The organism is Falsiroseomonas sp. HW251, assembly GCF_050563545.1.
Taxonomy (GTDB): Bacteria; Pseudomonadota; Alphaproteobacteria; order Acetobacterales; family Acetobacteraceae; genus Falsiroseomonas.
The window spans coordinates 1-22,579 of record NZ_JBNXUM010000002.1 but is presented as its reverse complement, the minus strand read 5'-3'; the positions used below and the strand labels follow the sequence as shown (position 1 = coordinate 22,579).

Genomic DNA, 22,579 nt, shown 5'->3' with positions numbered 1-22,579 from the left:
CCTCCAGCCGCTTGGCTTCGCGGCATTGGCCGCGGCGCGCCTTCGCGCGCTCGGCCCTGCGGGCCGCAGGTTCGTGCAGCACGCCCGCCCGCTCATGCCGCCGCCTCCTCCGGCGTCAGCCAGCGCCGCAGCACCGCCGCGGCCTGGTCGGGATTCTCGTCCACGATCGCCGCCAGCGCGGCGAGCGCCGAGGCGCGCAGCTGCCCCTCAACCCGCGCGACGTTCACCATCTCCTCCTCGGCGGCGGCGCCCTCCGCGGCGGGCAGCGCGGCCTGAGCCTCGTTCGCCGGCAGCGCCGCCGCGCCCGGCGGCGTGCCGCCGGCCAGCATCGGCTCCGCCACGCCCGGCGGCAGCGCGCCGGCGACGCCCGCGGCGGCCAGCGCCGGGGCGGGCGCCAGCACGACGCCGAGCCGCCCGACCAGCGGCCGTCCGACCAGCAGGATGGCGAGCAGCGCGACCAGCGCGAGGATGGCGCTCTCGACGATGCGGCCCATCAGCGCCGGCGGCACGGTCTGGCCGAGGATCACGAAGCCGTCCGGCGCCGCATCGGCCGGCGGCGGCTCCGCGAAGCGCAGGCTGACCACGTCCACGCGGTCGCCGCGCCGTTCGTCGAAGCCGACGGCGGAGCGCGCCAGTGCGGTGATGCGCTGCATCTCCTCCGCGTTGCGCTCCCGCCAGCGCGGGGCGCCGCCCGGCACGGGCTCCCACACGCCGTCCACCAGCACCGCGACGGTCAGGCGCCGCATCGCCGGCTGTTCCCGCGTCGTGTTGCGCGTGACGCGGCCGATCTCGAAATTCGTCGTCTCCTCCTGCCGCGACTGCTCGCTGCGCGGCGTGGGTCCGTCGCTTCCGCCGCCCGGCAGCTGGTTCTGGACCGAGACGTTGCCCGGCTCCGTCGTGCGGCTCGTCTCGGTGGTGGATTGCGTGCTGCGCGGCACCTGGTTCTCGGCGTCGAAGCGCTCCTCCACGGTCTGCACGCGGTCGAAATCCATCTCGACCGAGGCCTCGGCCCGCACGCGGCCGGGTCCCAGGATGCGCTCCAGCAGGTCCTCCACCGCGCGCGCCAGGCGCAGTTCCTGCGTGCGACGCAGCTCGTCCGCGCCCTGCGCCGCGGCGGGTCCGGCCAGCGCCTGGCCGCCGCGCGCCAGCAGCTCGCCCCGGCTGTCCACGATCGAGACGTTCTGCGGCCGCAGCCCGGGCACGGCGGTCGAGACGAGGTGCAGCACGGCCTGCACGCCTTCCCGGTCCAGCCGCTGCGCGCCCTGCATGGACAGCACCACGCTGGCCTGCGCCTCGCCGCGCTCGCGCGAGAACGGCTCGCGCCGCGGCAGCACGAGATGCACGCGCGCCGCGCGCACGCCCGTCAGGCCACGGATGGTGCGGCTCAGCTCGCCTTCCAGCGCGCGCAGGCGGTTGATGTCCTGCTGGAAGGGCGTGGTGGTCAGGCTCTCGCCGCGGTCGAAGATCTCGTAGCCGACGGACCCGCCGGCCGGCAGGCCCTCCCGCGCCAGCAGCAGGCGGATGCGCGGCACCTCGGCTTCCGGCACCAGCACCTGGCTTCCCGCCCCGGCGATCCGGTGCGGGATGCGCTGGCGTTCCAGCGAGGCGACGATCCCCGAGGCGTCGCGCTGGTCGAGCTCTCCGTAGAGCAGCGCCATCGGCGGTTCCGCCGCGCGCATCGCGAGGAACCCCAGCAGCCCGAGCATGGCGAGCCCGACGCCCGCCATGGCGGCGAGCCGCAGCGGTCCGAAGCCGCGCAGCTGCGCGATCAGACCGCCCATGGTGCCCTCGCGCGTCCTGCGCCTGGCTTCATGCCCGCTCCCCGATCGCCGGCATCAGGCCGGCACGGCAGCTTTTGCCGGGCGAGGAGTAAGGGCGCGGTTAATGCGCGTTGGGGAGTTCGCGCACCTTGTCGAAGCCGATCGTCGCCGTGCCGAATCGCAGCATCAGGTTGCCGTCCACCCGCGCCGCGCCGGTGACGGTGCCGGTGACCGCCGGCGTCAGCGCGACCGTCGCGCCGCCCTCGGCCTCGCCGGTCAGCACGACGCGGTAGCTGCCGTCGGGGCGCTGGTTGCCGCGCCCGTCGAGCCCGTCCCACGGCCAGCGCGTGGGCTGCGGCCCGAGCGTCACGGGCTGGCGCAGGATCGCGCTGCCCGCGGCGTCGCGGATCTCGACCGTCGCGCGCGTGGCGCGGCCTGCCGCGGGTAGCACGATCTCGGCCTGGCCGCCCTGCAGGGGCAGCGTGTCGGATTCCACCGTGACGCGCCTGCCGACCATCGCCGCGCTGTTGGCGAGCTGCCCGGCCTGCTGCAGCGCGAGCAGCTGCGACAGGGTCTGGTTGCCCTGGATCTGCTGCTCGACCGTCGCGAACAGCGTCAGCTGCTGGGTCAGCTGTTCCGTGTCCATCGGCTTGGTCGGGTCCTGGTTCTGCAACTGCGTCGTCAGCAGCTTGAGGAAGGTACCGAGGTCGGCCGACAGCCGCGGCGAGCTGTTGCTGCCGGCGACGGTGGATTGCAGGCCGGCGATGGAGCCGCTCATGCGTCGTTCTCCCTGGTCAGATCGCGAGGTCGAGGATCCCGCACGCCGTCTGGGCGGCGGGCGTGGTCGGCGCGTCGGCCTGCGCGGCGCGGGGCGCGGGCTGGCCGGCGCGCTGGCGCGGATCCCGCGCGCCGCCCTCGCCGCCGAGCGAGAAGGACAGCGAGGGCGAGCGGCCTTCCGCGCCGGCGCCAAAGCCCGCGGAGGACAGCGCGCGTTCGAGCTCCGCGCGGTCGCGCTGCAGCAGCGCGAGCGTCTCGGCGCGTTCGGCGCGCAGGCTGACATGGGATTCGGCGCCACGGCGTTCGATCTCGACCTCGACGCGGCCGAGCTCGGCGGGATCGAGAATGAGGCTGATGCGATCCTCGCCGCCGAGCGCCAGCGACACCGCGAAGGGCGCGACTTGGCGTGCGGGCCAGGCGACGGGCACGGCGCGGGGTTCAGGCGGCGGCGCGGGCGCGTCGGGCGGCGGCGCGAGGGCGGCGGTGGCGAAGGCCGCGGGCGCGGGGATGTCGGCCGCGGCGGGCGGGCGCGGCGCCGGCGCGTCCTTCGTGCCGCGGGCCGGGGCGGGAGCGGCCGCGCCGATCCGCGCGGCGGATTCGGCCGGGGGCGCGTCGGAGGGCGCGAGGGACGGCGTGCCGGTCGGCAGGGCGGCGATCGCCGGCGCGGGCGCGACGGGCGCATCCGCCGTCTCGCGCGCGCGGGCGGGCGCGGTGGCGTCCGTCTTTCGGGGACTCGCTGCACTGGCGCGTGCCGGCGCGGCGGCAGGCGGCGTTGCCGGCTGCGGCTGCGGCTGCATCGGCGTCGCCGGCTCCTCGGCTGGCCTCGCGACAGGCTCCGGGCGCGGTGCGACGCCGGGGCTGGATGCCGGCTCTGTGGTCGTCGTGGCTTGGGCCGGCGCGCTCGTCTTCTGCGGCGGCCGGGCGGGTTCGGTCGCCGGCGGCATCGCCGGGTCGCACGGCGCCGCGTGTGCGGCCTCCGTCCCGGCCGTCGCCGCAGCCTCGGATGGCGCTGCGGCCTTCGCCGTCGCGCCGGCTCCGGGCGTCAGGCCCGTCATCCGCGGCGGCGCCGTCCCGGCCTGCAGCATCGTCGTGACCGGTGTCGTCGTTACCGTCGTCGTCGCGACGGGCGGCGGCGCCACGGGCATCGCCATGGCCGGCAGCGTCGCGACGAGCGGCAGGACGGGAACGTCCTTCTCCACCGGCGCGGCCTCCGGCGCCGGCGCGTCCGGCGTTGCGCCCGTGTCCGGCGAGGCCGCGGCCTTCGCATCCCGCGCCTCGCCCGCCACGGCGGCGACCAGCCCGGCCAGCAACGCGGCGAATCCATCGGCGGGCGGCGCCTCGCCCGGCGCGTTCGGGGCCGCCATCACGGCGGCGGTCGGCAGCAATTCCATGCGCCGCGCCACGCAACGCCCGTGCCGCGTCGCGGCGCGCAGTACCCGGCAATGCCGCGTCGTCCGCCGGCAGAATCTTCCGCCGCCCGGCAAGCCTCGCCGCGCCGCGCGGGCCGGTTTCCTGGCACGCCCGTTGCGCTGCCCCCGCCGAACACACGCCAGGAGGCTCCATGTCGCTGCTCGGCTCGATGACCACCGCGATCAGCGGGCTGACCGCGCAGGCCCGCGCGCTCGGCCACATCTCGGACAACGTTGCCAACAGCCAGACCGTCGGCTTCAAGCGCGTGGACACCAACTTCACGTCCTGGCTGACGCGCTCGACGCTCAACCTGCATATGCCCGGCTCGGTCGAGGCGCGGCCCGACTACACCAACACCGTGCAGGGGACGATCCAGCAGGTGGAGAACCCGATGGCCATGGCGCTCGCCGGCCAGGGCTTCTTCTCCGTCGCGCAGGCGCGCGGCGGCCAGGGCTCCAACGTCGTGTTCGACGACCGCCAATTCTACACCCGCGCCGGCGACTTCGCGATGGACCGAGATGGCTACATGGTGAATGGCGCGGGCTACTACCTCCAGGGCTGGCAGATGCTGCAGAGCGGCCAGCCCGACCGCACCACGCTGGCGCCGATCCGCATCAGCCAGCTGGTGTACAACCCCGTCCCGACCAGCGAGATCAACCTCTCGGCCAACCTGCCGGCGAACGCGACGCCGGTCGCGACCGTCCCCGCCGCCGCGCCCTGGGCGCCGGCCGAGCAGCCGGTCTCCTCCGTCATCCAGGTCTTCGACGCGCTCGGCAACCAGCGCCAGGTGACGCTGGACTGGTGGCGGCTCGACACCGATACCTGGCGACTGCGCATCACGCCGGCCGGCGACACGCTGAACCCCGCGGCGGGCCGCTTCGTGGACGTGGATTTCGGGGGCCAGATCGCCGCCGGCCCGCCGCCGGTGAACGCGCCGCCCGGCACCATCTCCGCCATCACGCCGCTGGCCAATGCGACGGGCCCCGCCACCGCGCCGCAGGCGATCGGCGATCCCGCCGATCTCGGCTTCACCGCCGACTACGGCTTCGGCCCGCAATCCATCAACCTGCGCTTCGGCGGCTTCGGCCAGCCCAGCGGCCTGACGATGTATGCTGGCACCGAGTACAGCGTGCGCGACCTCAGCCAGGACGGCGTGCCGCCCGGCGCCTTCTCCGGCGTCGCGATCCGGGAGAACGGCGACGTCGCCATCAACTACGACAACGGCCAGACCCGCATCATCGCCCGCGTTCCCGTCGTGGCCTTCAACGACCCGGACAAGCTGCAGCGCCTGGACGGCCAGGCCTTCCTGCGGACGGTGGAAAGCGGCGAGGCGCGCGTCACCGATGCGTCGTCGAACGGCGTCGGCAAGCTCGTCACGGGATCGGTCGAACGGTCGAACGTCGACATCGCGAGCGAGTTCTCGAAGCTCATCCTCGCGCAGCGCGCCTACACCGCGAACACGAGGATCGTGACCGCGTCGGACGAGCTGCTCCAGGACACCATCAACATGAAGAGGTGAGGGAAAAGAAGCCCCCTCCCCCTCTCATGGGGGAGAGGGTTGGGTGACGGGGACGCTCCAGCAGACTGACGACAGCGGGATGCGGCACGCCCCCCTCACCCATCCCTCTCCCCCCTGCGGGTGGAGAGGGCTCTTCCGCCCGGCCTGGGAAACACGCGCATGACCCTCGACCTCGCCCTCTCCGTCGCGACCAGCGGCCTCAGGCTGCTCGATCGCCAGATGGCGCGCGGCGCCGACGACATCGCCAACGCCGCGACGGCCGGGCACACGCGCAAGGCCGTCGCCGGCACCGCGCTGTCGGCCGCGGGCACCGGCATCGGCGTGCGCACCGGCATCGCCACGCGCGACGTGGACTTCGCGCTGCAATCCAGCGCGATGCGCGCGTCCGGCGACGGCGCCGCGGCGGCGTTGCGGCTGCGCCTGCTCTCCTCGGTCGAGACCGCCCATGGCGATCCCGCCGCGGGCGATTCGCTAAGCGGCCTGATGTCGTCGCTCCGCGCCAGCCTGGTCTCGCTGCGCGAAGCGCCATCGGATGCGATCCGGCGCAGCGCGGTGGTGACCGCCGCGTCCGACCTCGCCGCGCGCTTCAACGGGGTCGCGCAGGCCGTCGGCGCGGCGCGCCAGCAGGCGCACGATGCGCTGGTGCAGGAAGCGCAATCCGCCAATGCAGCGTTGTCCGAGATCGGCAGCCTCACCGCCGACATCAGGCGGGAGGTCGCCGCCGGCCGCAGCGCCGCCGACCTCGAGGACAAGCGCGACCTCGCCATCGGCCGCCTCGCGCAGTCCTTCGACCTGTCGGTGCTGCGCGGGCAGGGCGGCGAGATCACCATCGTCGCGCGCGGCGGGATGGTCCTGCCGCTCGACGGCTCGCCCGCCTTCTCCGTAGCGTCGGCGACGGTCGGCGCGTCGGCGTATCACGGCGGCGCCGGCACGCTGCCCGGCATCATGCTGGGCGGCCAGGACGTGACGCGCCGGATCCTCGGCGGGCGGATGGGCGCGGCGGCGGAGCTGCGCGACATGACCCTGCCGCGCATGACGGCCGAGCTGGACCTCGCGGCGTCGCAGACCGCCGCGCGCTTCAACGCACAGGGCCTGGCGCTCTTCACCGACGCCGCCGGCAACGTGCCCGACGTCGCGCAGCCCTATGCCACCAGCGCGATGCTCGGCTTCGCCGCGGTGATCCAGGTGAACCCCGCCGTCGCCGGCAACCCGGCTCTGGTGCGCGACGGCACGCAGGCGGTGGCGGCGACGCCGGGCGGCCCGACTGCCTTCACCCCGAACCCGCCGGGCGGGCCGGCGGGCTTCGCGACGCTGCTCGACCGGCTGCTCGACTTCACCTTCGGCGACGAGGTCGCGACAGGCGTGCCGCAACCCGCCGTCGCGTCCTCGGGCCTCGGGCCCGACGGCACGCTAGCCTCCTCGCTGACGGGGTACGCAACGCTGGAATCCTACGGCGCGGCGTTGGTGTCGGACCAGGCGAATGTCGCGGGCGGCGCGCGCGCGGCGGGCGACCGCGCCGAGACGCTGGGGAAGCTGCTGGACCAGCGCATGCAGGCACGCTCCGGCGTGGACGTGGACGAGGAGGTCTCCCTCATGGTGCAGCTGCAGAACGCCTACACCATCAACGCCCGCGTCATCTCGACGGTGCAGGCGATGTGGGACGCGCTCTTCGGCGCCGTGAGGTAGGGCGATGTCCACCATCTCGACCATCGGCACCTCCGCCTTCGACCAGGCGCGGCTGCGCATCCGCCTCGAGGAGCTGACCCGCCAGGTCTCCACGGGCCAGAAGGGCCCGACCTTTGGCGCGCTGGGGACGGAGGCGAAGCGCGGCATCGACCTCCGCGGCGACATCGCCCGGCGCGAGGCCTATCTCGCCGCCGCTGATGCCGCGCTCGGGCGGATGGGCGCGGTGCAGTCCGTGCTGTCGCGGCTGCAGGACATCGCGGGCTCCGTCGCGGCGGAGGCCAGCCGCGCGCGCACGCTCGGCACCACCGGCGTGGACGCGCTGGGCCAGACCGCGCGCGGCGCGCTCGAGGAAGTGGCCGCGCTGCTCAACACGCAGTCCGGCGGCGAGTACCTCTTCGCGGGGTCCGACATCGCATCGGCCCCGGTGCCGAACGCCGCCGCGGTCGCGACCGGCCCCTTCGCCGCCGCAGTCGCGACGCAGGTGGGGTCGCTGACGCCGCTGAATGCCGCGACGGTGCTCGCCAACACCGCGGGCATCGCCACCGTGACCTCGCCCTTCAACGCCTTCCTGGAAGGCGCGGGGCTGACGGAGCCGCGCCGCGCGCTGCAGGCCGCGGACGGGGAGCGCATCGCCTGGGGCGTGATCCCGACGCAGGATTCCGGCGGCAATGTCGCGACATCCTGGGCGCGGGAGCTGATGCGGGGCCTGGCGACGCTCGCCGCGGTCACGACCGCGACCGCGCTGCAGGGGCAGGGCTATGACGACCTGCTGGCCGGCGTCGCGCAGGGGCTGACGGATGCGGCCCGCGGCGCGGCGTCGGAGCAGGGCGCGCTGGGCGCGGCGGAGAAGCGGCTGCAGGACCTGCAGGAACGCCACAGGGACATGCTGGGGGTAATGCGCGCCCAGGTGATCTCGGTGGAGCAGGTGGACCTGGCGGACGCTTCCGCCTCGCTCAAGGCGCTGCAGCTCCGGCTGGAGGCGAGCTACGAGACCACCTCCGGCGTCGCGCGGCTGTCGCTGGCCGCGCTGCTTCGGTGATCGTCTTCAACACCGGTTAAGCCGAACGGCCCCAGGATGCCGCCGCGCAACCCGCCGCACGCTCTCGTGGCGAGGTTGCGCGAACACCCGAGGATCGGGCGCGCGGGCTCCCGCGTGGCGGCGAAGATCGCGCGTTTGCCGGCTGGTGCCGGCTGCCGGCGTCACGGCCCCCGCCGGGGCGCCGACAGGTGGGGAGAGTGGCATGTCCACGTTGGTGCTCGAGATGCGGGCGGGCGACCTGATGGTGGTGAACGGCGCGTCGCTGCGCTTCCGCGGCCGCACCCGCGTCGAGCTGGTGGCGCGGGCGCGGTTCCTCTTCGGCAAGCAGGTGATGACGGCGGAGACGGCGACCACGCCGGCGCGGCGCATCTACTTTGCCCTGCAGAACGCCTATGTCGGCCCGGAGGAGGAGCGCGAGCAGGCGATGGCCGACGCGCACTGTCTGATCGCCGAGTTCCAGGAGGCCACGACCTCCAACATGGCGAAGCAACTGCTGGAGCGCGCGCTGACGCTCGCCGAGCAGGACGAATGGTACCAGGCGCTGCGCCTGGTCCGCCACGTCATGCGGCACGAGGCGGCGGTGCTCGGCCTCGATCCCGTGAGCGGCGCGCCGCTGCCCCCGGGTGCCACGGCCGCGATCAGCGCGGCGATGCAGTCCTCTTCACCGTCCCTTCATCAGGCCCAGGCAGGATGAGGCATTCCCGGCCCGCCGAGGCGGCGGGCCGGATCCACGCGCGTGGGCCATGATGGCCCGGGCGCCGTGCCCGCGGCGGGTGGCAAGACGCACCGGCCCCCGCGGAATCGACCGACCAGGAGATGGGGACCATGTCCTCGATCAACACCAACGTCGCCGCGATGGCCGCGGTGCGCTCGCTCAACACCATCGGCACCGACATGGGCCGGACCCAGCAGCGCATCGAGACCGGGCTGCGCATCAGCAAGGCCAATGACGACCCCGCGGTCTTCGCCATCGCGCAGAACATGCGCGCCGACCTCAAGGGCATGGCCGCGGTGAAGGACAGCCTGTCCTTCGGCATGTCCGCGCTGACGGTCGCGCGCGACGCCGCGACGCAGATCTCGAACGAGCTCGGCCAGCTCAAGCAGACCATCACCCAGGGCCAGCAGCAGGGCCTGGACGTCACGCAGATCAACAACCAGATCACCAACGCGCTGGCCAACATCGACGCCTATGCGCGGTCCGCCACCTTCAACGGCGTGAACCTGCTGACGGCCGGCGTCGGCGGCGTGCCGGGCGTCACCGGCACGAACCTCAATGTCGTGCGCGACATCAACGGCACGACGACCAACGTCACCGGCACCAACAGCACCGCCGCGGGCCTCGGCATCGCGGCGCTGACCGCCTCGACCGGCGCGCGCAAGCTGACCTTCGACAACAGCCTCGCTCCCGCGCTGGGCGAGCAGGTGTCGATCACGATCGGTGGCCGCACCAAGATATTCGAGTTCAACGACGGCTCCGCCGCGGTGACCGCCCAGCCCAACGCGACGACCGATGTCTACGACGTGCAGTTCACAGCGACCGACAGCCCGCTGACGATGATCTCGAACCTGATCACGAAGATGCAGCAGAACGGCGTCAGCGCCACGCTGTCCGGCCAGGGCGAGCTGATCGTCCAGGGCGGCGCGACGGCGCTGACCACGACCGTCACCGGCGCGACCGCCGGCACCGTCGCCGGCGGCGCCGGGCCGATCACCGCGGTCGAAGGCGCGATCGACCTGATGGGCACGCGGCTGTCGAACCTTGGTGCCAATCTCCGCCAGGTCGAGGGGCTGCAGAGCTTCACCAACCAGCTCAACGATTCCATCAAGGAAGGCCTGGGCGCGCTGGTGGATGCCGACCTTGCCGAGGAATCAGCGCGGCTGACGGCGCTGCAGACCCGCCAGCAGCTCGCGACGCAGTCGCTCTCCATCGCGAACCAGCAGAGCCAGACGCTGCTCAGCCTGTTCCGCTGATCCGTGAAAAGGCCGGGGCGCGGCATGCGCCCCGGCCGCTTGCCCAGGAAGGCCAGGAACCGCATGGCGCTCGCCCGCTACGCCGCCCAGCAGAACGCCGCCGCCGGCCCGCATGAGATCGAGCTGCGCGCCTTCCGCTACGTCAACGGGCTGCTCGCCGCGGCCGCCGGCACGCCGTCCCGCGCGACGGCGCTGCACAAGACGCACCAGCTATGGTCGCTGCTGATGGCCGACCTGACCTTGCCCGGCAACGCGCTGCCGCCGGCGCTGAAGGGCCAGCTCGTCTCGCTTGGCCTCTGGGCGCAGCGGGAATCTATGGCGCGGCTGTCGGATCGCGGCAGCCTGGAGCCGCTGATGGCGCTGCATCGCGACATGATCGCGGGGCTCGAGGCCCAGGCGGATATGCGCAGCGTCGCGCCGACCCCGCCCGGCGCGATCGCCGGCACGGCCTGACATGCTCGACGGCCTCGGCGCATCGGCCGCGATGGCGGTAGTGGACCGGCAGGGCCAGGTGCTGCGCGACCGCTTCGCCGCACGCCGCGACGTCGGCGCCGACATGGCCGCCTTCCGCCAACGCGCGTCGAAGATCACCGACGCCGACGCGCTGCTGAAGGACCGCCGCACGCTGCAGGTGGTGCTCGAGGCCTTCCAGCTGGAATCCGAGATCGACAAGCGCGGCATCCTTCGCCGCGCGCTGTCCGAGGACCCGGCCGGGCAGGACGCGCTGGTCAACCGCCTGACCGACCGCCGCTGGCGCCAGTTCGCCGCGGACTTTGCGGCGCGCCAGGGTCAGCCGCCGCTCGCCGACGCCGCGCTTGTCGAGCGGATCGTGCAGAACGCGACGACCAACCGCTACGAGAAGGCGATGGGCGCGTCCAACCCCGGCATGCGGGAGGCGCTGTATTTCCGCCGCATGGCGTCGCAGGTGACGACCGTCCCGCAGCTCATGGCCGACAGCGCGCTGACCGAGGTGTTGCGCGGCGCGCTCGGCTTGCCCACCCAGTTCGGCCTGCTCGATTTCGATCAGCAGCGCGACCTGCTGAACCGGCGCCTCGATGTCTCGCAGCTCAAGGATCCGAAGGCAGTGTCGCGGATGACCGCGCGCTACCTCGCCCTGCGGGAGAACGCGGCCCGGCCCGCCACCGGCGCCGCCGCGCTGTTCGAGGCGTCGGGCGACGCCTCTTCCATCGCCGCGCTGGCGGCGAAGCGGATCTCCTTCAGCGCGTGACGTCGAGCCTCGGCGTCGTGCCCGGCGGCTCGGCCTGGCCGGTGCGGTAGGCCTGCATCTCTCGCGCGGTCGGGAGGCTGTGCAGGCCGCCCTCGGAATCGCGGAACTCGACCACCACGATGTTCAGCAAGGGGTCGAGCCGCAGGCGCGGATTGGGGACCGGCGGGGCGACCTCCTTCGGCGGGGCCTCGGCCGCGGGCGCGGCGGTCTGCGCGACGGGGCGCACCGCCTCCGGCGGCGGGGTGGTGGACAGGCTGGCGTCGCGGATCATGGGGGCTTGTCCCGATGGCGCGCCATCCTGGCGGTCGAAGCCTGGCCCTCTTCAGCCCGGCCCCTCGTCGCAATCTCGCGCATAATGGTTGCGCGAAGATGAAGTCCAGGGCGGCGCGGACGCCGAGGGCAGGGCAGCCCTGCCCCGCCGCGGTTTGACGCGGTCCGGGCCAGGGCCGATGTTGCGGCGCGAAAGATCCTTCCCGATTGCCGCTTCACCCCGCCCTCTCCCGCGCGCTGCCGCCACTCGTGACCGCCGCCGCCGCCGCCGGAGGCGGTGCGGCACTGAGCCTGCTGCATGTCCCGCTGCCCTGGATGCTGGGTGCGATGGCCGCGACGGCGGCGCTGGCCTGGCACGAGCGGGCGGCGGTGTCGGCGCCGGTCAGGCCCGTGGCGCTGGTGCTGCTCGGGCTCGGGCTCGGCCAGACCTTCACGCCGTCGGTCATGAAGGCGGTCGCGCTCACGCTGCCCTGGCTGCTGCTGGCCGCGATGGCGTCAATCGCGACTGGGCTGCTGCTGACCCGTTTCTTCTCGCGCCTGGCGCATACCGACAGCCGGACCGGCTTCTACGCGACCGTCCCCGGCGGCGTGCTGGTGATGGCGGTGCTGGCGCAGCGGGCGGGGTTGCCGGCGCAGGTCGTGACCCTCGCCCAGACCGTGCGGATCATGCTGGTGGTGGTGATCGTCCCGCCGCTGGTCACGCTCTTCGTGCCGCATGGCAACGTGGCGGAGTTCCTTGCGGAGCGGCCGGAGTTCGACCCGCCCGGCCTGGTCGTCCTGCTGGCCGCGGGCTTCGCGGTGGCGCTTGTGGTGCGCAGGCTGGGGCTGGCCAATCCCTGGATGCTCGGGCCCTGCGCGATGGTGATGGCGCTGTCGGCCCAGGGGCTGCTGCCGTCGGGCGTGCCGATGTGGATGGTCAACGCGGCGCAGATCGGCATGGGCATGTCGCTCGGCCAACGGGTCAGCAAGCGCTTCCTCCTGTCGTCCCGCCGCCTGGCGCTGGCCTCGCTCGTCACGACGCTGCTGCTGATCCTGATCACGGCACTGGCCGGCGGGCTGCTGGCCTGGGCGTCGGGGCTGCCGCTAGCGGCCAGCCTGCTCGGCCTGGCGCCGGGCGGCATGCCGGAGATGACGATCACCGCCAAGACGCTGGAGGTCGGCGTGCCGCTGGTGCTGGGCTTCCACCTCGTGCGGACGCTGCTGATCAACGTCTTCGTCGAGCCGATCTGGAAGCTCGCGGCGAAGCTGGGGGTTTAGCCGGCCTGATACCCGAGCCGCTGTCTCAGCCACTGCCGGTAGGCCAGCATGGCCTCCGGCGCGGGGCAGAGCGTCGCCAGAAGCTCCGCGGCCTCCTCCGGCGCCAGGCGCCTGGCGCCGGTCTCGGGCGCCTCGGCCTCCTCCGCGCCCCAGCGCCGCGCCGCCGCCCGCCACAGCGCCACCTGGTCCGAGGAGGTCAGCGCCGGCAGCACCAGCACGCCGCGCGCCCGCAGCGCCGCGCCGGCCGCGCGCACGGCCGCCACCAGCGCCGGCCGGGCGGGGCCCACGGTCTCGCCGAAGCCCGGCACCGCCGGCGCCGCGGGATCCCGCGTGCCGTCGCGGCCGTCCAGGCTGAACCAGGGGGTGAGGCCGAGCGCCTCGGCCCGCACCAGCACGGCGCGCCCGGTCAGCACCACGGCATCCGCCGCCCCGGCCAGCACCGCGGCTTCCGGCGCCACGCCGCCCGAGAGGAAGACCGGCGTCGTGGCGCGACCCTGCATCTCCAGCGCGAGCAGCGCGGCGGCTTCCGGCGAGGCCGGGCCGGGGAGCGCGACGCGCAGCGCGGGCGCGCCGCGCGGCCCCGCCCGGCCGGCGACGATCGCGGGCGCCGCGCTGCCCGTCACGGCGGGCCAGGGGCCGGGGTCGAAGCGCGCGCGGCTGTCGCCGATCATGCGGGCCTGGCAGGCCGCGCCGGGGAGGACCAGCAGCAACCGCCCGTCGGGGGCGGTGGAGGCGGCGAAGCGGTTGGCCGCGGTCACGCCGTCCGGCCCGCCCAGCACATGCACGCGCAGCGCCGAGGCCTGCACCAGCCCCCGTGCCAGCCCCCGTGCCGCGCGCGCCGCGAACCCCGCCGCCAGGCCCTCGTCGGGGCCGGGCGCCATGAGTTCGGCCGCCTCGGGCACCGCGGTCTGGGCACGCGCCGCCAACCCCGGCACCGCCAGGGCGGCGCCGAGCAGGCAGCGGCGGGTCACGGGATCGGCATCCATCCCCCTCCCTAAGCCCAGCGAATGAGGCGAAAAAGGGGCGGGGGTCGCGAGGTCATCCCCCGCCCGCGGCAACCGACGCGGCGCGCGACAGCGCGTGCAGCGTCCGGTCCACGAGCCGGGGCAGCGACCCCACGATCGCCGCGACCTCCCCCGCGCTGCCCGCGGCGGCGGCGCGTTCCAGCGCCGTCCCGGCCTCCCGCAGGGCCGCCGCACCGAAGGTGCCGGCGGCGGATTGCAGGGCATGCGCCTCGGCCTCCACCGCGGGCAGGGAAGGGTCTTCGTTCAGTCGCCCGATGCGGGCCAGCGTCTCTGCCGCGAAGACGCCGACGAGGTCGGGCAGGCGCCCGGGCCCGACGGCCGCACGCAGCTCCTCCAGCGTCTCGCGCACCAGCACGACATGCGCGGGCCCGGGCTCGGCGATCGGCGCCGGGGCGCGCGGCCGCGCGGGGACCGAGGCCAGCAGCGCCGCCACCGCGCCGAGCAGCCCCGCCCGGTCCACGGGCTTTGCGAGATGCGCGTCCATCCCGGCCGCGAGGCAGCGCTGCACGTCGCCCGGCATGGCGGAGGCCGTCAGCGCCAGGATCCGCACCCGCCCGGCATGGCCCGGCAGCGCCCGGATCCGCCGCGTCGCCTCGTAGCCGTCGAGGCCGGGCATGCGGACATCCATCAGCACGGCGTCGTAGGACCCGCCGGACGCCGCCTCCACCGCGCCCTCGCCGTCGCGGACCAGGTCCACCTCGTAGCCGGCCTTGCGGAGCATGGCGGCGCCGACGAGCTGGCTCGCCTCGCTGTCCTCGGCCAGCAGCAGGCGAGCGAAGGGGGCCTCGCCGGCCGGGCGCCGCGCTGGCTCGACGACGGGCGCGCGCGGCGCTTCGGCCGAGCCTTCGGCGGGACGCAGCGGCAGGTCGAAGCGGAAGACGCTGCCCTCGCCGGGCTCGGACTCCACGCCGATCTGGCCGCCCATCAGCCCGACCAGCCGCCGGCAGATCATCAGCCCGAGCCCGGACCCGCCATGCCGCCGGGCGGTGCCCGCATCGGCCTGCTGGAAGCGGCGGAACAGCCGTCGGCGCAGCCCGGGCGGGATGCCGGAGCCGGTGTCACGGACCTCGAAGACGATGCGCTCGCCCTCGACGGCGGCGGTGACCTCCACCGCGCCGGCGGCGGTGAAGCGGATGGCGTTGTCCACGAGGTTCATCACGACCTGCCGCAGCCGCCGCGGATCGCCCATCACTCGCGCCGGCAGCGCGGGGTCGAGTGTCGCGGTCAGCCGCAGGCCCTTGTCGGCGGCGACCGCGGCCTGGGCGGCGATCACCTCCCGCACGGGCTCGCCGGGGTCGAAGGCGATGTCCTCGAGCTCGAGCCGGCCAGCCTCGATGCGGGAGAGGTCGAGCAGCTCGTTCACCGTCCAGTGCAGCGTCTCGGCCGACCGCCGCGCCGTCTCGGCATAGGCGCGCTGCTCCGCATCCAGCGGCGTGTCGAGCAGCAGCGACAGCGTCCCCAGCACGCCGTTCAGCGGCGTGCGCACCTCGTGGCTAACGAAGGCGAGGAAGTCGGATTTCTCGGCCGACGCCTTCTCAGCCGCGCGGCGGGCGCGGCGGGCGGCGTCCTCGGCCTTCACGCGCTCCGTCACGTCATGCTGGATGCCCATGAAGTAGACGAGCCGGCCGGCGGCGTCGCGCACCGGGGAGATGTGGAGCTCGTTCACGAAGCGCCTGCCGTCGCGGCGGTAGTTGACGAGCCGGACGTCCACCGCCCCACCGGCCGCCAGCGCCTCGCGGATTCCCTGCACCGCGGCAGGGTCGGTGCCCGAGCCCTGGAGGAAGCGGCAGTTCCGCCCGATGACCTCCTCCGGCGGGTAGCCCGTGATCCGGTGGAAAGCGGGGTTGGCGAAGACGATCGGGCAGTCCGGCTGGTTCGGGTCGCTGATGACGACGCCGGTCGGCGCCGCCGCGACCGAGGCGGCCAGCGCCTCGGCATAGAGCGCTGCCTCGTTCGCCGCGGTGCGGGCCTCCGCGGCGCCGGGCGCGCTATTCGTCGTAGGCGACGAGCGCTTCGAACGGGACATCGAGACGCTCCCGGCCCCCAAGGAAGGTCAGCTCGATCAGGCAGGCGGCGCAGGGCACGATCGCCCCGGCCTGGCGCAGCAGGGAGATGCCGGCCGCCATGGTGCCGCCGGTGGCCAGCAGGTCGTCGAGCACGACGACGCGGCTGCCCTTCTGCACGGCGTCCGCCTGCATCTCGATCCGGTCCGTGCCGTATTCCAGCGCGTAGTTCAGCCCGATGGTCAGACCGGGGAGCTTGCGCGGCTTGCGCAGCATCACGAAGCCCAGGCCGAGCTCCAGCGCGAGCGGGGCGGCGACGAGGAAGCCGCGGCTCTCGATCCCGGCCAGCACGTCGGGCCGGTGGGGGGCGATCCGGTCGGCCATGCGCGCCATGGCGGTGCGCCAGGCCTTGCCGTGCCGGAGCAGGGTGGAGATGTCGTAGAACAGGATCCCTGGCTTCGGGAAATCCGGGATGCCGCGGATATGGTCCTTGAGGTCGATCGTCGGATCGGCCTCCAGGCGGGACGGCGTGGTCTCGGTCATCGTGCTGGTCGCGCGGCTCCCCGGGCGGCGACGCAACAGGGTTGCCCCGCGCCGCATGGGGCGCGGGGCAGGCCTGGTGCTTGCCTTCCTTGGGCCGAAGCTACGCTGCCAGCCCGGCTGCCGCAACAGCGGCCGGACTTGGCGGGGTGGGCCGGGCGGTGCACATCGGCGCCATGCCGCGCTCCCTGATCGCCCTGCTCGTCGGAACCCTGGGGTTCCTGCTCTATGTCGGGGCGGTGGTGGCGCTGGCGGATGTCGTGCTGGGCCTGCCCTGGTTCGTCGAGGTCGCCTATTTCACCCTCGCCGGCATCGCCTGGGTCTGGCCCGCCCGCGCGCTGATGTTCTGGGCGGCGCGGGCGGGGTAGGGGCGCGATGGCCCTCTCCCCCCTGCGGGTGGAGAGGGCAGGTGACGTGACGCCTCAAATCTCCCGCTTCGACGGATCGAACTTCCGCACGAGCTTCGCGCCATAGCCTTCGTAGCTGCGCTCGCGTTCCGGCAGTTCGGCCGCATACCGCGTGACCCGCTGCGGGAAGCGCGTCTCGAACATGAAGGCCATGGTGTTCTCCAGCTTGCGCGGCCGGAGTTCCGCCCGCGACGCGCCCTCGAACGCATCCACGTCCGGCCCGTGCGGCAGCATCTGGTTGTGGAGCGAAATCCCGCCGGGCCGGAAGCCTTCGGGCTTGGCGTCGTACTGGCCGTGGATCAGCCCCATGAACTCGCTCATGACGTTCATGTGGTACCAGGGCGGGCGGAAGGTGTCCTCGGCCACCATCCAGCGATCGGGGAAGATGACGAAGTCGATGTTGGCGGTGCCCGGCGTCTCGCTCGGCGCGGTCAGCACGGTGAAGATGCTGGGATCGGCGTGGTCGAAGAGCAGCGGCCCGACCGGCGAGAAGCGCCTGAGGTCGTACTTGTAGGGCGCGTAGTTGCCGTGCCAGGCGACGACGTCGAGCGGGCTCCAGCCGAGCTCCGTCTCCCAGAGCGTCCCGCCCCATTTCACGACCAGGCGCGTCGGCACCTCCCGGTCCTCATAGGCCGCGACGGGGGTGAGGAAGTCGCGCGGATTGGCCAGGCAGTTCGCGCCGATCGGGCCGCGTTCGGGCAGGGTGAAGGCGCCGCCGTAGTTCTCGCAGAGATAGCCGCGCACCGGACCGCTGACGGGGTCGAGCGCGAATTTCACCCCGCGCGGCACCACGGCGATCTCGCCCGGGATCAGCTCGATCGCGCCGAACTCGGTGCGCAGCCTTATCGCGCCCTGCTGCGGCACGAAGAGCATCTCGGCGTCGGCATTCCAGAACACCTCGTCCTGCATCGGCTTCGTCGCGAAGAAAAGGCTCGCCGCCATGCCCGCCATGGCGCTGGCGTCGCCCGCGGTGGTGATGGTGCGCACGCCGTCAAGGAAGGAGAACGACCCCTCCGGCACCGCGACCGGCGCCCAGCGCATCGGCGCCGGCGGCAGCTCGACCTCGCTGCACGGCGCGGAGCGCCAATGCCCCATCGCCGCCGGGCGCATGCTGCCCCAATGAGCGATGGTCGGGCGGATGCGATAGAGCCAGCTCCGCTCATTCGATGCCCGCGGCGCGGTGAAGGGAGAGCCGCTGAGCTGCTCGGCATAGAGCCCGTAGGCGCAGCGCTGCGGGCTGTTGCGCCCGACCGGCAGCGCGCCCGGCAGGGCCTCGGTCTCGAAGCCGTTGCCGAAGCCCGACATGTAGCCCGGGCTCAGCGTCGTGGACTGCGCGATCTGCGACTGGACGAGGGTCATCGCTGCCTCCCCTTCAGCGCGCGATCTCGGCGGATTTCATCGCCGTGCCGTGCTCGAGCGACTGCCACATCTCGACGTCGCGCTCGGCGGTCCAGATGCGCGGGCGGTCCAGGCCCTTCGCCTCGTCATAGGCGCGGGAGACGTTGAACGGCATGCAATGCTCGAAGATCACCCATTGCCCGTATTTCGGCCGCATCGCGCCCATCGCCTCATCGTACACTTGCTTGAGAGTCGCACCCTTCGCGACACCCGCCCTGGCGATGGCGAACAGGTCCGAGGTGAAGGACGCGGTGCCGGCGAGCCCTTCCTCGATCTCGGCCTTCGTGACCAGGCTGCGCCCGCGGCCGGGCACCAGCTTCTCCGCCCCCAGCGCGCGCACGGCGGCCAGCGTCGCGGGCCAGTCCGTGAAATGCGCGTCGCCGCAATAGGGCGTTGCGCCGAACTCCACGACGTCGCCGGCGAAGCAGACCTTCTCCTTCGGCAGCCAGACCACGGTGTCGCCCGCGGTGTGGCTGCGGCCGACATGAATGATCTGCACCTCACGGCTGCCCATCCAGAGCGTCATCTTCTTGTGGAACACCACGTGCGGCCAGGTCAGGCCGGGAATGCTCTCCTTGCCGCGGAAGAGGCGCGGGAAGCGCTCGATCTCGCTCTCCATGTCCTGCTGCCCGCGCTCCACGATCAGCTCGCGCGTGACGTCGGAGGCGATGATCGCCGCCCCGGGATAGCCCGACGCCCCGAGCACGCGGACCGCGTGGTAATGACTGAGCACGATGTGGGTGACGGGCAAGCCAGTCACCGTGCGGATGCGCGCGATGACCTCCTGCGCCATGCGCGGCGTCGCCTGCGCGTCCACCACCAGCACGCCCTCGTCGCCGACGACGATGCCGGAATTCGGATCGCCTTCCGCGGTGTAGCCGTAGAGCCCCGGGCCGAGCTCGTCGAAGGAGACGGTCTTCTCCGCGAGGTCCTTGGTGCTGGCGAAGCCTGACATTGGGGGCGTCCTTCCTGCGGTCTTGCCGCAGTCTAGCAGGAGAGGGGCGGCCGCGCCGCCCCTCCTGCCCCCTGTACCCTCAGAACGGACGCGTGATGGCCGCGTAGATCCGGTTGTCGCAGATCTTCTGCCCGCCGAAGCACTCGTTCTGGCTGATGTTGGTGAAGCTTGCGCCCAGCGTGCCGATGAAGCCGAAGGCGATCTCGCGCGACACCGCGATCGAGCCCGTCCAGTAGTCCGGCGCCCCCCAGTAGCCGTCGTTGGGCCGGTTCACGCTGGCGAAGTTGCGGTCGATCCACTGGCGGCCGACGCGGCCGGACAGCGTGAAGTCGAAGGGCAGGGAGATGTCCACGCCGCCCTCGAGGTAGAAGCCGTTGCCGGACTGGAAGTTGAAGTCCGGCGACCACGCGAAGAAGCCGAGCAGCTTCACGGAATCGATCTCGTAGCTCGCCCGCAGCTGGGTCTCCCACCAGGCCGCCTGGAAGCCGCCCGGCGGCTCGGTGTAGCCGGGGTAGCCGATGTAGATGGCCGATGCGTCGAGCTTCACGCCGGCCACGGTGAAGCGGTAGCCGACGATGCCGTCCACCTCCTGGCGGATGTTGGTCCCGGCGAAATAGGCGTTGGAGGCGAAGACGCCGACATAGAGCCCGCTGGAATGCTCGACATCGAGGGTGATCTGCGCAGCCGGCCGGTCGCGGGTCTGGCTGATGCCGCGGAACAGGTAGTCGCTGACGACGCCCGGCGTGGTGGTGACGGTCAGGCCGAGGCTTTCGATCTGCTGCTGCGCGGAGGCCGGGGTGGCGGCGGCGGCAATGCCCGCGGCCAGGGCGAACGAGCCCAGAATCTGTGCAATCTTCATGACAACCCCTCGTGGTTTCACCGGACGTGGTCGCTGCACTGCAGCGCGCGACAGCGGGTGAAAGCACGTCCCGGGCCAAGGCGATCGAAAGGGGCCATGTGCAATCCGGCATGGCCGCGCAAAGCACGCGCAAGGCGCGTCGCCGGGCCGGAACCGCGGCACGAAAAACCCCGCCAGGCTGCCCTGGCGGGGTTCTTTCGATGCGCGACCCTCGGGCCGGGTCTTCTGGTCGGAGTGAGAGGATTCGAACCTCCGGCCCCTGCGTCCCGAACACAGTGCTCTACCAGGCTGAGCTACACTCCGGCATCACGCCGCTTCTTTGCCCTGAGGGTTCGGATCGCGGCGAGGCGCGCCCTATAGCGGGGGGCGCGCGGGGCGGCAAGCCGGACACGAGCCGCGCGGCGCCGCGAGCCCCGGCGCCGCGCGGCGAGCCGATTCCCTCCCATGGCGTCACAGTTCGTCACCCACCTCGCGGTTGACCCTGCTGTTACGCCCGCTTCATCTGGCGGCCGCCCATGCGGGCCAGAGGGGAAGCCACAGGAATGAAGCCTTGGATGATGGCCGCGGCGCTCGCGGCGAGCCTGGGGGCGGCCGGCACCGCGCTTGCGCAGACCAATCTCGTGGTCCAGCGCAAGGAAGGCATGCGGGAGATGGGGCGCCATCTCGAGGCCATCCAGGGCATCATGCAGACCGGCGGCAGCCAGGCCGCGATCGCCGAGCGCGCCGATCGCATCATCGCCTTCTACGGCAACCTCGATGCGCTCTATCCCTCGCCGACCCTGACGCCGCCGCTGCCCGAGGGACGGGCCGAGGGCCAGACCCGCGCGCTGGCGGCGATCCAGCCCAACCGGGCCGCCTTCGACCGGCTCGCCGACAGCATGGTCGCCCAGCTCACCAGCATGAAGACCGCCGCCGCGAATGGCGGCGCCACGCCGGACATGCTGCGCGCCGCCGGCCAGATCTGCGCGAACTGCCATAACCAGTTCCGCGCGCGCTGACCGCGCGACCAGTTCCGCGCGCGCTGAGCGCCTCTTTTCCCTCGCCCGCTCACGGGGGGTCGCGGCACTGCCGCGACGCCCAGGGACTGTCGGCGAACGCCGCCGGGACCGCCGGCTGGTCGGGGTGGGGGCGCTCTCCAGCCCCCCACCTTCAATCGAACAGCGACGCCGGCTTCAGCGTGCTGATCCACCACACCAGCCCACCCGCCGCCGCCAGCAGCGCCACCGCCAGCGCCGGGTTGCCCATCCGCGGCGCCCTTGCCTGCATACCCGGCGGGACCTCCATGCTGCCGGTCACCATCGGCGCCACCAGGTTCCGCCCAAGCACCTTCCGATAGGCCAGCACCGCGAGGACGTGCAGCACCGCGCAGGCCGCGATCACCCAGAACACCCGCACATGCACCGCCGTCGCGCGGTCGTTCCAGGCGCCGCCGACGAGATGCGCGAGCGGCCCCCGGGTCAGCACGCCGTCATCGGCGAAGAGCCCTGTCACCGCCTGAGTGAGCAGCAGCAGCAGCAGCGCCAGGACCATCCAGCCGCCCGCCGCGTTGTGCCCGACATCGACCGGCGCCTCGCGCCGCCCGACATGCCGGAGATGCTCGAGCGCCGCCGCCGGGCTCCGCAGGAAATGCGAGAAGCGCGCGGTGTCCGACCCCACGACGCCCCAGGCGATCCGGAAGGCGACCAGCGCCAGCATTGCGTAGCCGAAGGCGACATGCAGGTCGAAGCGCGCGGTCTTCGCGCTCCAGAACTGCAGCGGCAGCAGCAGCACGATCGCCCAGTGCACCAGGCGCACCCAGGGATCCCAGACCTTCAGCCTGTGCCGCCCGTCCATCTCACCCCCGGCGATGCTCCCGCCCACTGTGCGGGACGTCGCGCCGAAGGCAAGCCGGATTGCGGCGGCGCGGCGCGCCGGGGCAGGAAGGCGCGATGGAGCGATTAGCGTCCCTGACCGCGCCCCTCGTCGCCGCGCTGCACCGCTGGGAGGCGGCGGCCCTGGCGCTCGCCGTCGCGCTCGGCGTCGCGCTGGCCGCGCGCGCGCTGCGCCGGCCGGGGCTGGCCGCCGTGGCGGCCGCGACCGGCATCCTCGCGGGCTGGTGGTTTGCCTTCGGCGTGCTGTCGGGCTCGCCGCGCCAGGTGCCGGAACGGCTGCCCGCGCTCATGCTGGCGCTCGCGCTGATCGTGCCGGCCGGGGTGGTGGCGGCACGCCGCTGGGGGTGGGCGTCCTGGCCTGCCGCCGCCGCCGCCGCGCTCTGGGCGGGGTGGTGGATGTCGGGCGCGGCACGCTGGCTGCCCGACCTCTGGCGCAGCGCGCCGGTCCTCGCCGGCGTCGCGGCAGGGACGCTGCTGCTGGCCGCGCGCGGCGGGCCGCGCTGGGCGATGCCGCTCGCCTCCCTCTCCCTGCTGGCGGGCTTCGCCGCGCTCCAGCAGGAAGGCATGGCCGCGCGCAGGCTTCACGCCCGGCGAGACGAAGAGC

The 22,579-nt window shown here is 73.4% G+C and carries 22 protein-coding genes and 1 tRNA gene; 11 read left to right on the top strand and 12 right to left on the bottom strand.

Annotation, left to right across the window (positions count from 1 at the left end):
• Positions 1-92: 92 nt before the first annotated feature.
• The 3 genes from fliF to ACLF3M_RS01990 form a co-directional block, all read right to left on the bottom strand.
• Positions 93-1,781 (bottom strand): flagellar basal-body MS-ring/collar protein FliF, encoded by a 1,689-nt coding sequence (gene fliF, locus ACLF3M_RS02000; protein ID WP_430655167.1) that lies wholly within the window; start codon positions 1,779-1,781, stop codon positions 93-95.
• Positions 1,782-1,881: 100 nt separating this feature from the next.
• On the bottom strand, positions 1,882-2,538 hold the full coding sequence (locus tag ACLF3M_RS01995) for a flagellar hook assembly protein FlgD (protein WP_430655166.1): 657 nt from the start codon (positions 2,536-2,538) through the stop codon (positions 1,882-1,884).
• Positions 2,539-2,554: 16 nt separating this feature from the next.
• The gene (locus tag ACLF3M_RS01990; RefSeq protein WP_430655165.1) at positions 2,555-3,928 is read right to left on the bottom strand and encodes a flagellar hook-length control protein FliK; all 1,374 of its coding nucleotides are present in this window, start codon (positions 3,926-3,928) and stop codon (positions 2,555-2,557) included.
• Positions 3,929-4,098: 170 nt separating this feature from the next.
• On the opposite strand from ACLF3M_RS01990, the gene ACLF3M_RS01985 reads away from it, so the two are divergent.
• The 7 genes from ACLF3M_RS01985 (at position 4,099) to ACLF3M_RS01955 (ending at position 11,390) form a co-directional block, all read left to right on the top strand.
• Positions 4,099-5,466, top strand: coding sequence for a flagellar hook protein FlgE (locus tag ACLF3M_RS01985; protein ID WP_430655164.1), 1,368 nt, complete (start codon positions 4,099-4,101; stop codon positions 5,464-5,466).
• Positions 5,467-5,625: 159 nt separating this feature from the next.
• A complete protein-coding gene (locus ACLF3M_RS01980) occupies positions 5,626-7,152 on the top strand; it encodes a flagellar hook-associated protein FlgK (protein ID WP_430655163.1) in 1,527 nt (508 codons plus the stop codon).
• Positions 7,153-7,156: 4 nt separating this feature from the next.
• The gene (locus ACLF3M_RS01975; protein WP_430655162.1) at positions 7,157-8,191 is read left to right on the top strand and encodes a flagellin; all 1,035 of its coding nucleotides are present in this window, start codon (positions 7,157-7,159) and stop codon (positions 8,189-8,191) included.
• A 202-nt stretch (positions 8,192-8,393) separates the two neighbouring features.
• A complete protein-coding gene (locus tag ACLF3M_RS01970; protein WP_430655161.1) occupies positions 8,394-8,885 on the top strand; it encodes a flagellar biosynthesis repressor FlbT in 492 nt (163 codons plus the stop codon).
• 131 nt (positions 8,886-9,016) lie between these two features.
• Entirely contained in the window at positions 9,017-10,162 is a 1,146-nt protein-coding gene (locus tag ACLF3M_RS01965; RefSeq protein WP_430655160.1) for a flagellin, read from the top strand.
• A 63-nt stretch (positions 10,163-10,225) separates the two neighbouring features.
• A complete protein-coding gene (locus tag ACLF3M_RS01960; RefSeq protein ID WP_430655159.1) occupies positions 10,226-10,615 on the top strand; it encodes a flagellar biosynthesis regulator FlaF in 390 nt (129 codons plus the stop codon).
• A gap of 1 nt (position 10,616) precedes the next feature.
• Positions 10,617-11,390, top strand: coding sequence for a DUF1217 domain-containing protein (locus tag ACLF3M_RS01955; protein WP_430655158.1), 774 nt, complete (start codon positions 10,617-10,619; stop codon positions 11,388-11,390).
• Here ACLF3M_RS01955 and ACLF3M_RS01950 read toward each other — a convergent pair.
• On the bottom strand, positions 11,380-11,661 hold the full coding sequence (locus tag ACLF3M_RS01950) for a hypothetical protein (protein ID WP_430655157.1): 282 nt from the start codon (positions 11,659-11,661) through the stop codon (positions 11,380-11,382). The two genes, ACLF3M_RS01955 and ACLF3M_RS01950, sit on opposite strands and share 11 nt — an antisense overlap.
• A gap of 206 nt (positions 11,662-11,867) precedes the next feature.
• On the opposite strand from ACLF3M_RS01950, the gene ACLF3M_RS01945 reads away from it, so the two are divergent.
• Positions 11,868-12,917, top strand: coding sequence for an AbrB family transcriptional regulator (locus ACLF3M_RS01945; protein WP_430655156.1), 1,050 nt, complete (start codon positions 11,868-11,870; stop codon positions 12,915-12,917).
• Here ACLF3M_RS01945 and ACLF3M_RS01940 read toward each other — a convergent pair.
• The 3 genes from ACLF3M_RS01940 to ACLF3M_RS01930 are packed head-to-tail and all read right to left on the bottom strand — an operon-like array spanning position 12,914 to position 16,446.
• Positions 12,914-13,903, bottom strand: coding sequence for a hypothetical protein (locus tag ACLF3M_RS01940; RefSeq protein ID WP_430655155.1), 990 nt, complete (start codon positions 13,901-13,903; stop codon positions 12,914-12,916). The two genes, ACLF3M_RS01945 and ACLF3M_RS01940, sit on opposite strands and share 4 nt — an antisense overlap.
• A gap of 52 nt (positions 13,904-13,955) precedes the next feature.
• Positions 13,956-15,968 carry an ATP-binding protein gene (locus tag ACLF3M_RS01935; protein WP_430655154.1) on the bottom strand — a complete coding sequence of 671 codons (2,013 nt, stop codon included), beginning with the start codon at positions 15,966-15,968 and terminating at the stop codon, positions 13,956-13,958.
• On the bottom strand, positions 15,931-16,446 hold the full coding sequence (locus ACLF3M_RS01930; RefSeq protein WP_430655470.1) for an adenine phosphoribosyltransferase: 516 nt from the start codon (positions 16,444-16,446) through the stop codon (positions 15,931-15,933). Before ACLF3M_RS01930 ends, ACLF3M_RS01935 begins: the two co-directional genes overlap by 38 nt.
• Before the next feature lie 215 nt (positions 16,447-16,661).
• Between ACLF3M_RS01930 and ACLF3M_RS01925 the strand changes: the two genes are divergently transcribed.
• Positions 16,662-16,853, top strand: a complete 192-nt coding sequence (locus ACLF3M_RS01925; protein WP_430655153.1) for a DUF2842 domain-containing protein — start codon at positions 16,662-16,664, stop codon at positions 16,851-16,853.
• 54 nt (positions 16,854-16,907) lie between these two features.
• Here ACLF3M_RS01925 and hmgA read toward each other — a convergent pair whose 3' ends face one another.
• The 4 genes from hmgA to ACLF3M_RS01905 form a co-directional block, all read right to left on the bottom strand.
• Positions 16,908-18,251 (bottom strand): homogentisate 1,2-dioxygenase, encoded by a 1,344-nt coding sequence (gene hmgA, locus ACLF3M_RS01920; protein ID WP_430655152.1) that lies wholly within the window; start codon positions 18,249-18,251, stop codon positions 16,908-16,910.
• Between the two features lie 13 nt (positions 18,252-18,264).
• Complete coding sequence (locus ACLF3M_RS01915) at positions 18,265-19,245, bottom strand: MBL fold metallo-hydrolase (protein ID WP_430655151.1); 981 nt, start codon at positions 19,243-19,245, stop codon at positions 18,265-18,267.
• A gap of 79 nt (positions 19,246-19,324) precedes the next feature.
• The gene (locus tag ACLF3M_RS01910) at positions 19,325-20,104 is read right to left on the bottom strand and encodes a TorF family putative porin (protein ID WP_430655150.1); all 780 of its coding nucleotides are present in this window, start codon (positions 20,102-20,104) and stop codon (positions 19,325-19,327) included.
• A 226-nt stretch (positions 20,105-20,330) separates the two neighbouring features.
• Positions 20,331-20,407 (bottom strand) — tRNA-Pro (locus tag ACLF3M_RS01905).
• Positions 20,408-20,646: 239 nt separating this feature from the next.
• Between ACLF3M_RS01905 and ACLF3M_RS01900 the strand changes: the two genes are divergently transcribed.
• Entirely contained in the window at positions 20,647-21,102 is a 456-nt protein-coding gene (locus ACLF3M_RS01900; RefSeq protein ID WP_430655149.1) for a cytochrome c, read from the top strand.
• 151 nt (positions 21,103-21,253) lie between these two features.
• Here ACLF3M_RS01900 and ACLF3M_RS01895 read toward each other — a convergent pair whose 3' ends face one another.
• Positions 21,254-21,937: a cytochrome b/b6 domain-containing protein gene (locus tag ACLF3M_RS01895; protein ID WP_430655148.1), complete on the bottom strand. Its 684-nt coding sequence runs from the start codon at positions 21,935-21,937 to the stop codon at positions 21,254-21,256.
• A gap of 95 nt (positions 21,938-22,032) precedes the next feature.
• On the opposite strand from ACLF3M_RS01895, the gene ACLF3M_RS01890 reads away from it, so the two are divergent.
• Positions 22,033-22,579, top strand: a 547-nt coding sequence (locus ACLF3M_RS01890) for a hypothetical protein (protein ID WP_430655147.1), incomplete at its 3' end; no start/stop codon positions are given.

What these genes read in the sequence shown, in the direction of transcription:
- fliF (WP_430655167.1), bottom strand. Translation starts at nt 1,781, where the DNA reads ATGGGCGGTCTGATCGCGCAGCTGCGCGGCTTCGGACCGCTGCGGCTC.
- ACLF3M_RS01995 (WP_430655166.1), bottom strand. Translation starts at nt 2,538, where the DNA reads ATGAGCGGCTCCATCGCCGGCCTGCAATCCACCGTCGCCGGCAGCAAC.
- ACLF3M_RS01990 (WP_430655165.1), bottom strand. Translation starts at nt 3,928, where the DNA reads ATGGAATTGCTGCCGACCGCCGCCGTGATGGCGGCCCCGAACGCGCCG.
- ACLF3M_RS01985 (WP_430655164.1), top strand. Translation starts at nt 4,099, where the DNA reads ATGTCGCTGCTCGGCTCGATGACCACCGCGATCAGCGGGCTGACCGCG.
- ACLF3M_RS01980 (WP_430655163.1), top strand. Translation starts at nt 5,626, where the DNA reads ATGACCCTCGACCTCGCCCTCTCCGTCGCGACCAGCGGCCTCAGGCTG.
- ACLF3M_RS01975 (WP_430655162.1), top strand. Translation starts at nt 7,157, where the DNA reads ATGTCCACCATCTCGACCATCGGCACCTCCGCCTTCGACCAGGCGCGG.
- ACLF3M_RS01970 (WP_430655161.1), top strand. Translation starts at nt 8,394, where the DNA reads ATGTCCACGTTGGTGCTCGAGATGCGGGCGGGCGACCTGATGGTGGTG.
- ACLF3M_RS01965 (WP_430655160.1), top strand. Translation starts at nt 9,017, where the DNA reads ATGTCCTCGATCAACACCAACGTCGCCGCGATGGCCGCGGTGCGCTCG.
- ACLF3M_RS01960 (WP_430655159.1), top strand. Translation starts at nt 10,226, where the DNA reads ATGGCGCTCGCCCGCTACGCCGCCCAGCAGAACGCCGCCGCCGGCCCG.
- ACLF3M_RS01955 (WP_430655158.1), top strand. Translation starts at nt 10,617, where the DNA reads ATGCTCGACGGCCTCGGCGCATCGGCCGCGATGGCGGTAGTGGACCGG.
- ACLF3M_RS01950 (WP_430655157.1), bottom strand. Translation starts at nt 11,661, where the DNA reads ATGATCCGCGACGCCAGCCTGTCCACCACCCCGCCGCCGGAGGCGGTG.
- ACLF3M_RS01940 (WP_430655155.1), bottom strand. Translation starts at nt 13,903, where the DNA reads ATGGATGCCGATCCCGTGACCCGCCGCTGCCTGCTCGGCGCCGCCCTG.
- ACLF3M_RS01935 (WP_430655154.1), bottom strand. Translation starts at nt 15,968, where the DNA reads ATGTCCCGTTCGAAGCGCTCGTCGCCTACGACGAATAGCGCGCCCGGC.
- ACLF3M_RS01925 (WP_430655153.1), top strand. Translation starts at nt 16,662, where the DNA reads ATGCCGCGCTCCCTGATCGCCCTGCTCGTCGGAACCCTGGGGTTCCTG.
- hmgA (WP_430655152.1), bottom strand. Translation starts at nt 18,251, where the DNA reads ATGACCCTCGTCCAGTCGCAGATCGCGCAGTCCACGACGCTGAGCCCG.
- ACLF3M_RS01915 (WP_430655151.1), bottom strand. Translation starts at nt 19,245, where the DNA reads ATGTCAGGCTTCGCCAGCACCAAGGACCTCGCGGAGAAGACCGTCTCC.
- ACLF3M_RS01910 (WP_430655150.1), bottom strand. Translation starts at nt 20,104, where the DNA reads ATGAAGATTGCACAGATTCTGGGCTCGTTCGCCCTGGCCGCGGGCATT.
- ACLF3M_RS01900 (WP_430655149.1), top strand. Translation starts at nt 20,647, where the DNA reads ATGAAGCCTTGGATGATGGCCGCGGCGCTCGCGGCGAGCCTGGGGGCG.
- ACLF3M_RS01895 (WP_430655148.1), bottom strand. Translation starts at nt 21,937, where the DNA reads ATGGACGGGCGGCACAGGCTGAAGGTCTGGGATCCCTGGGTGCGCCTG.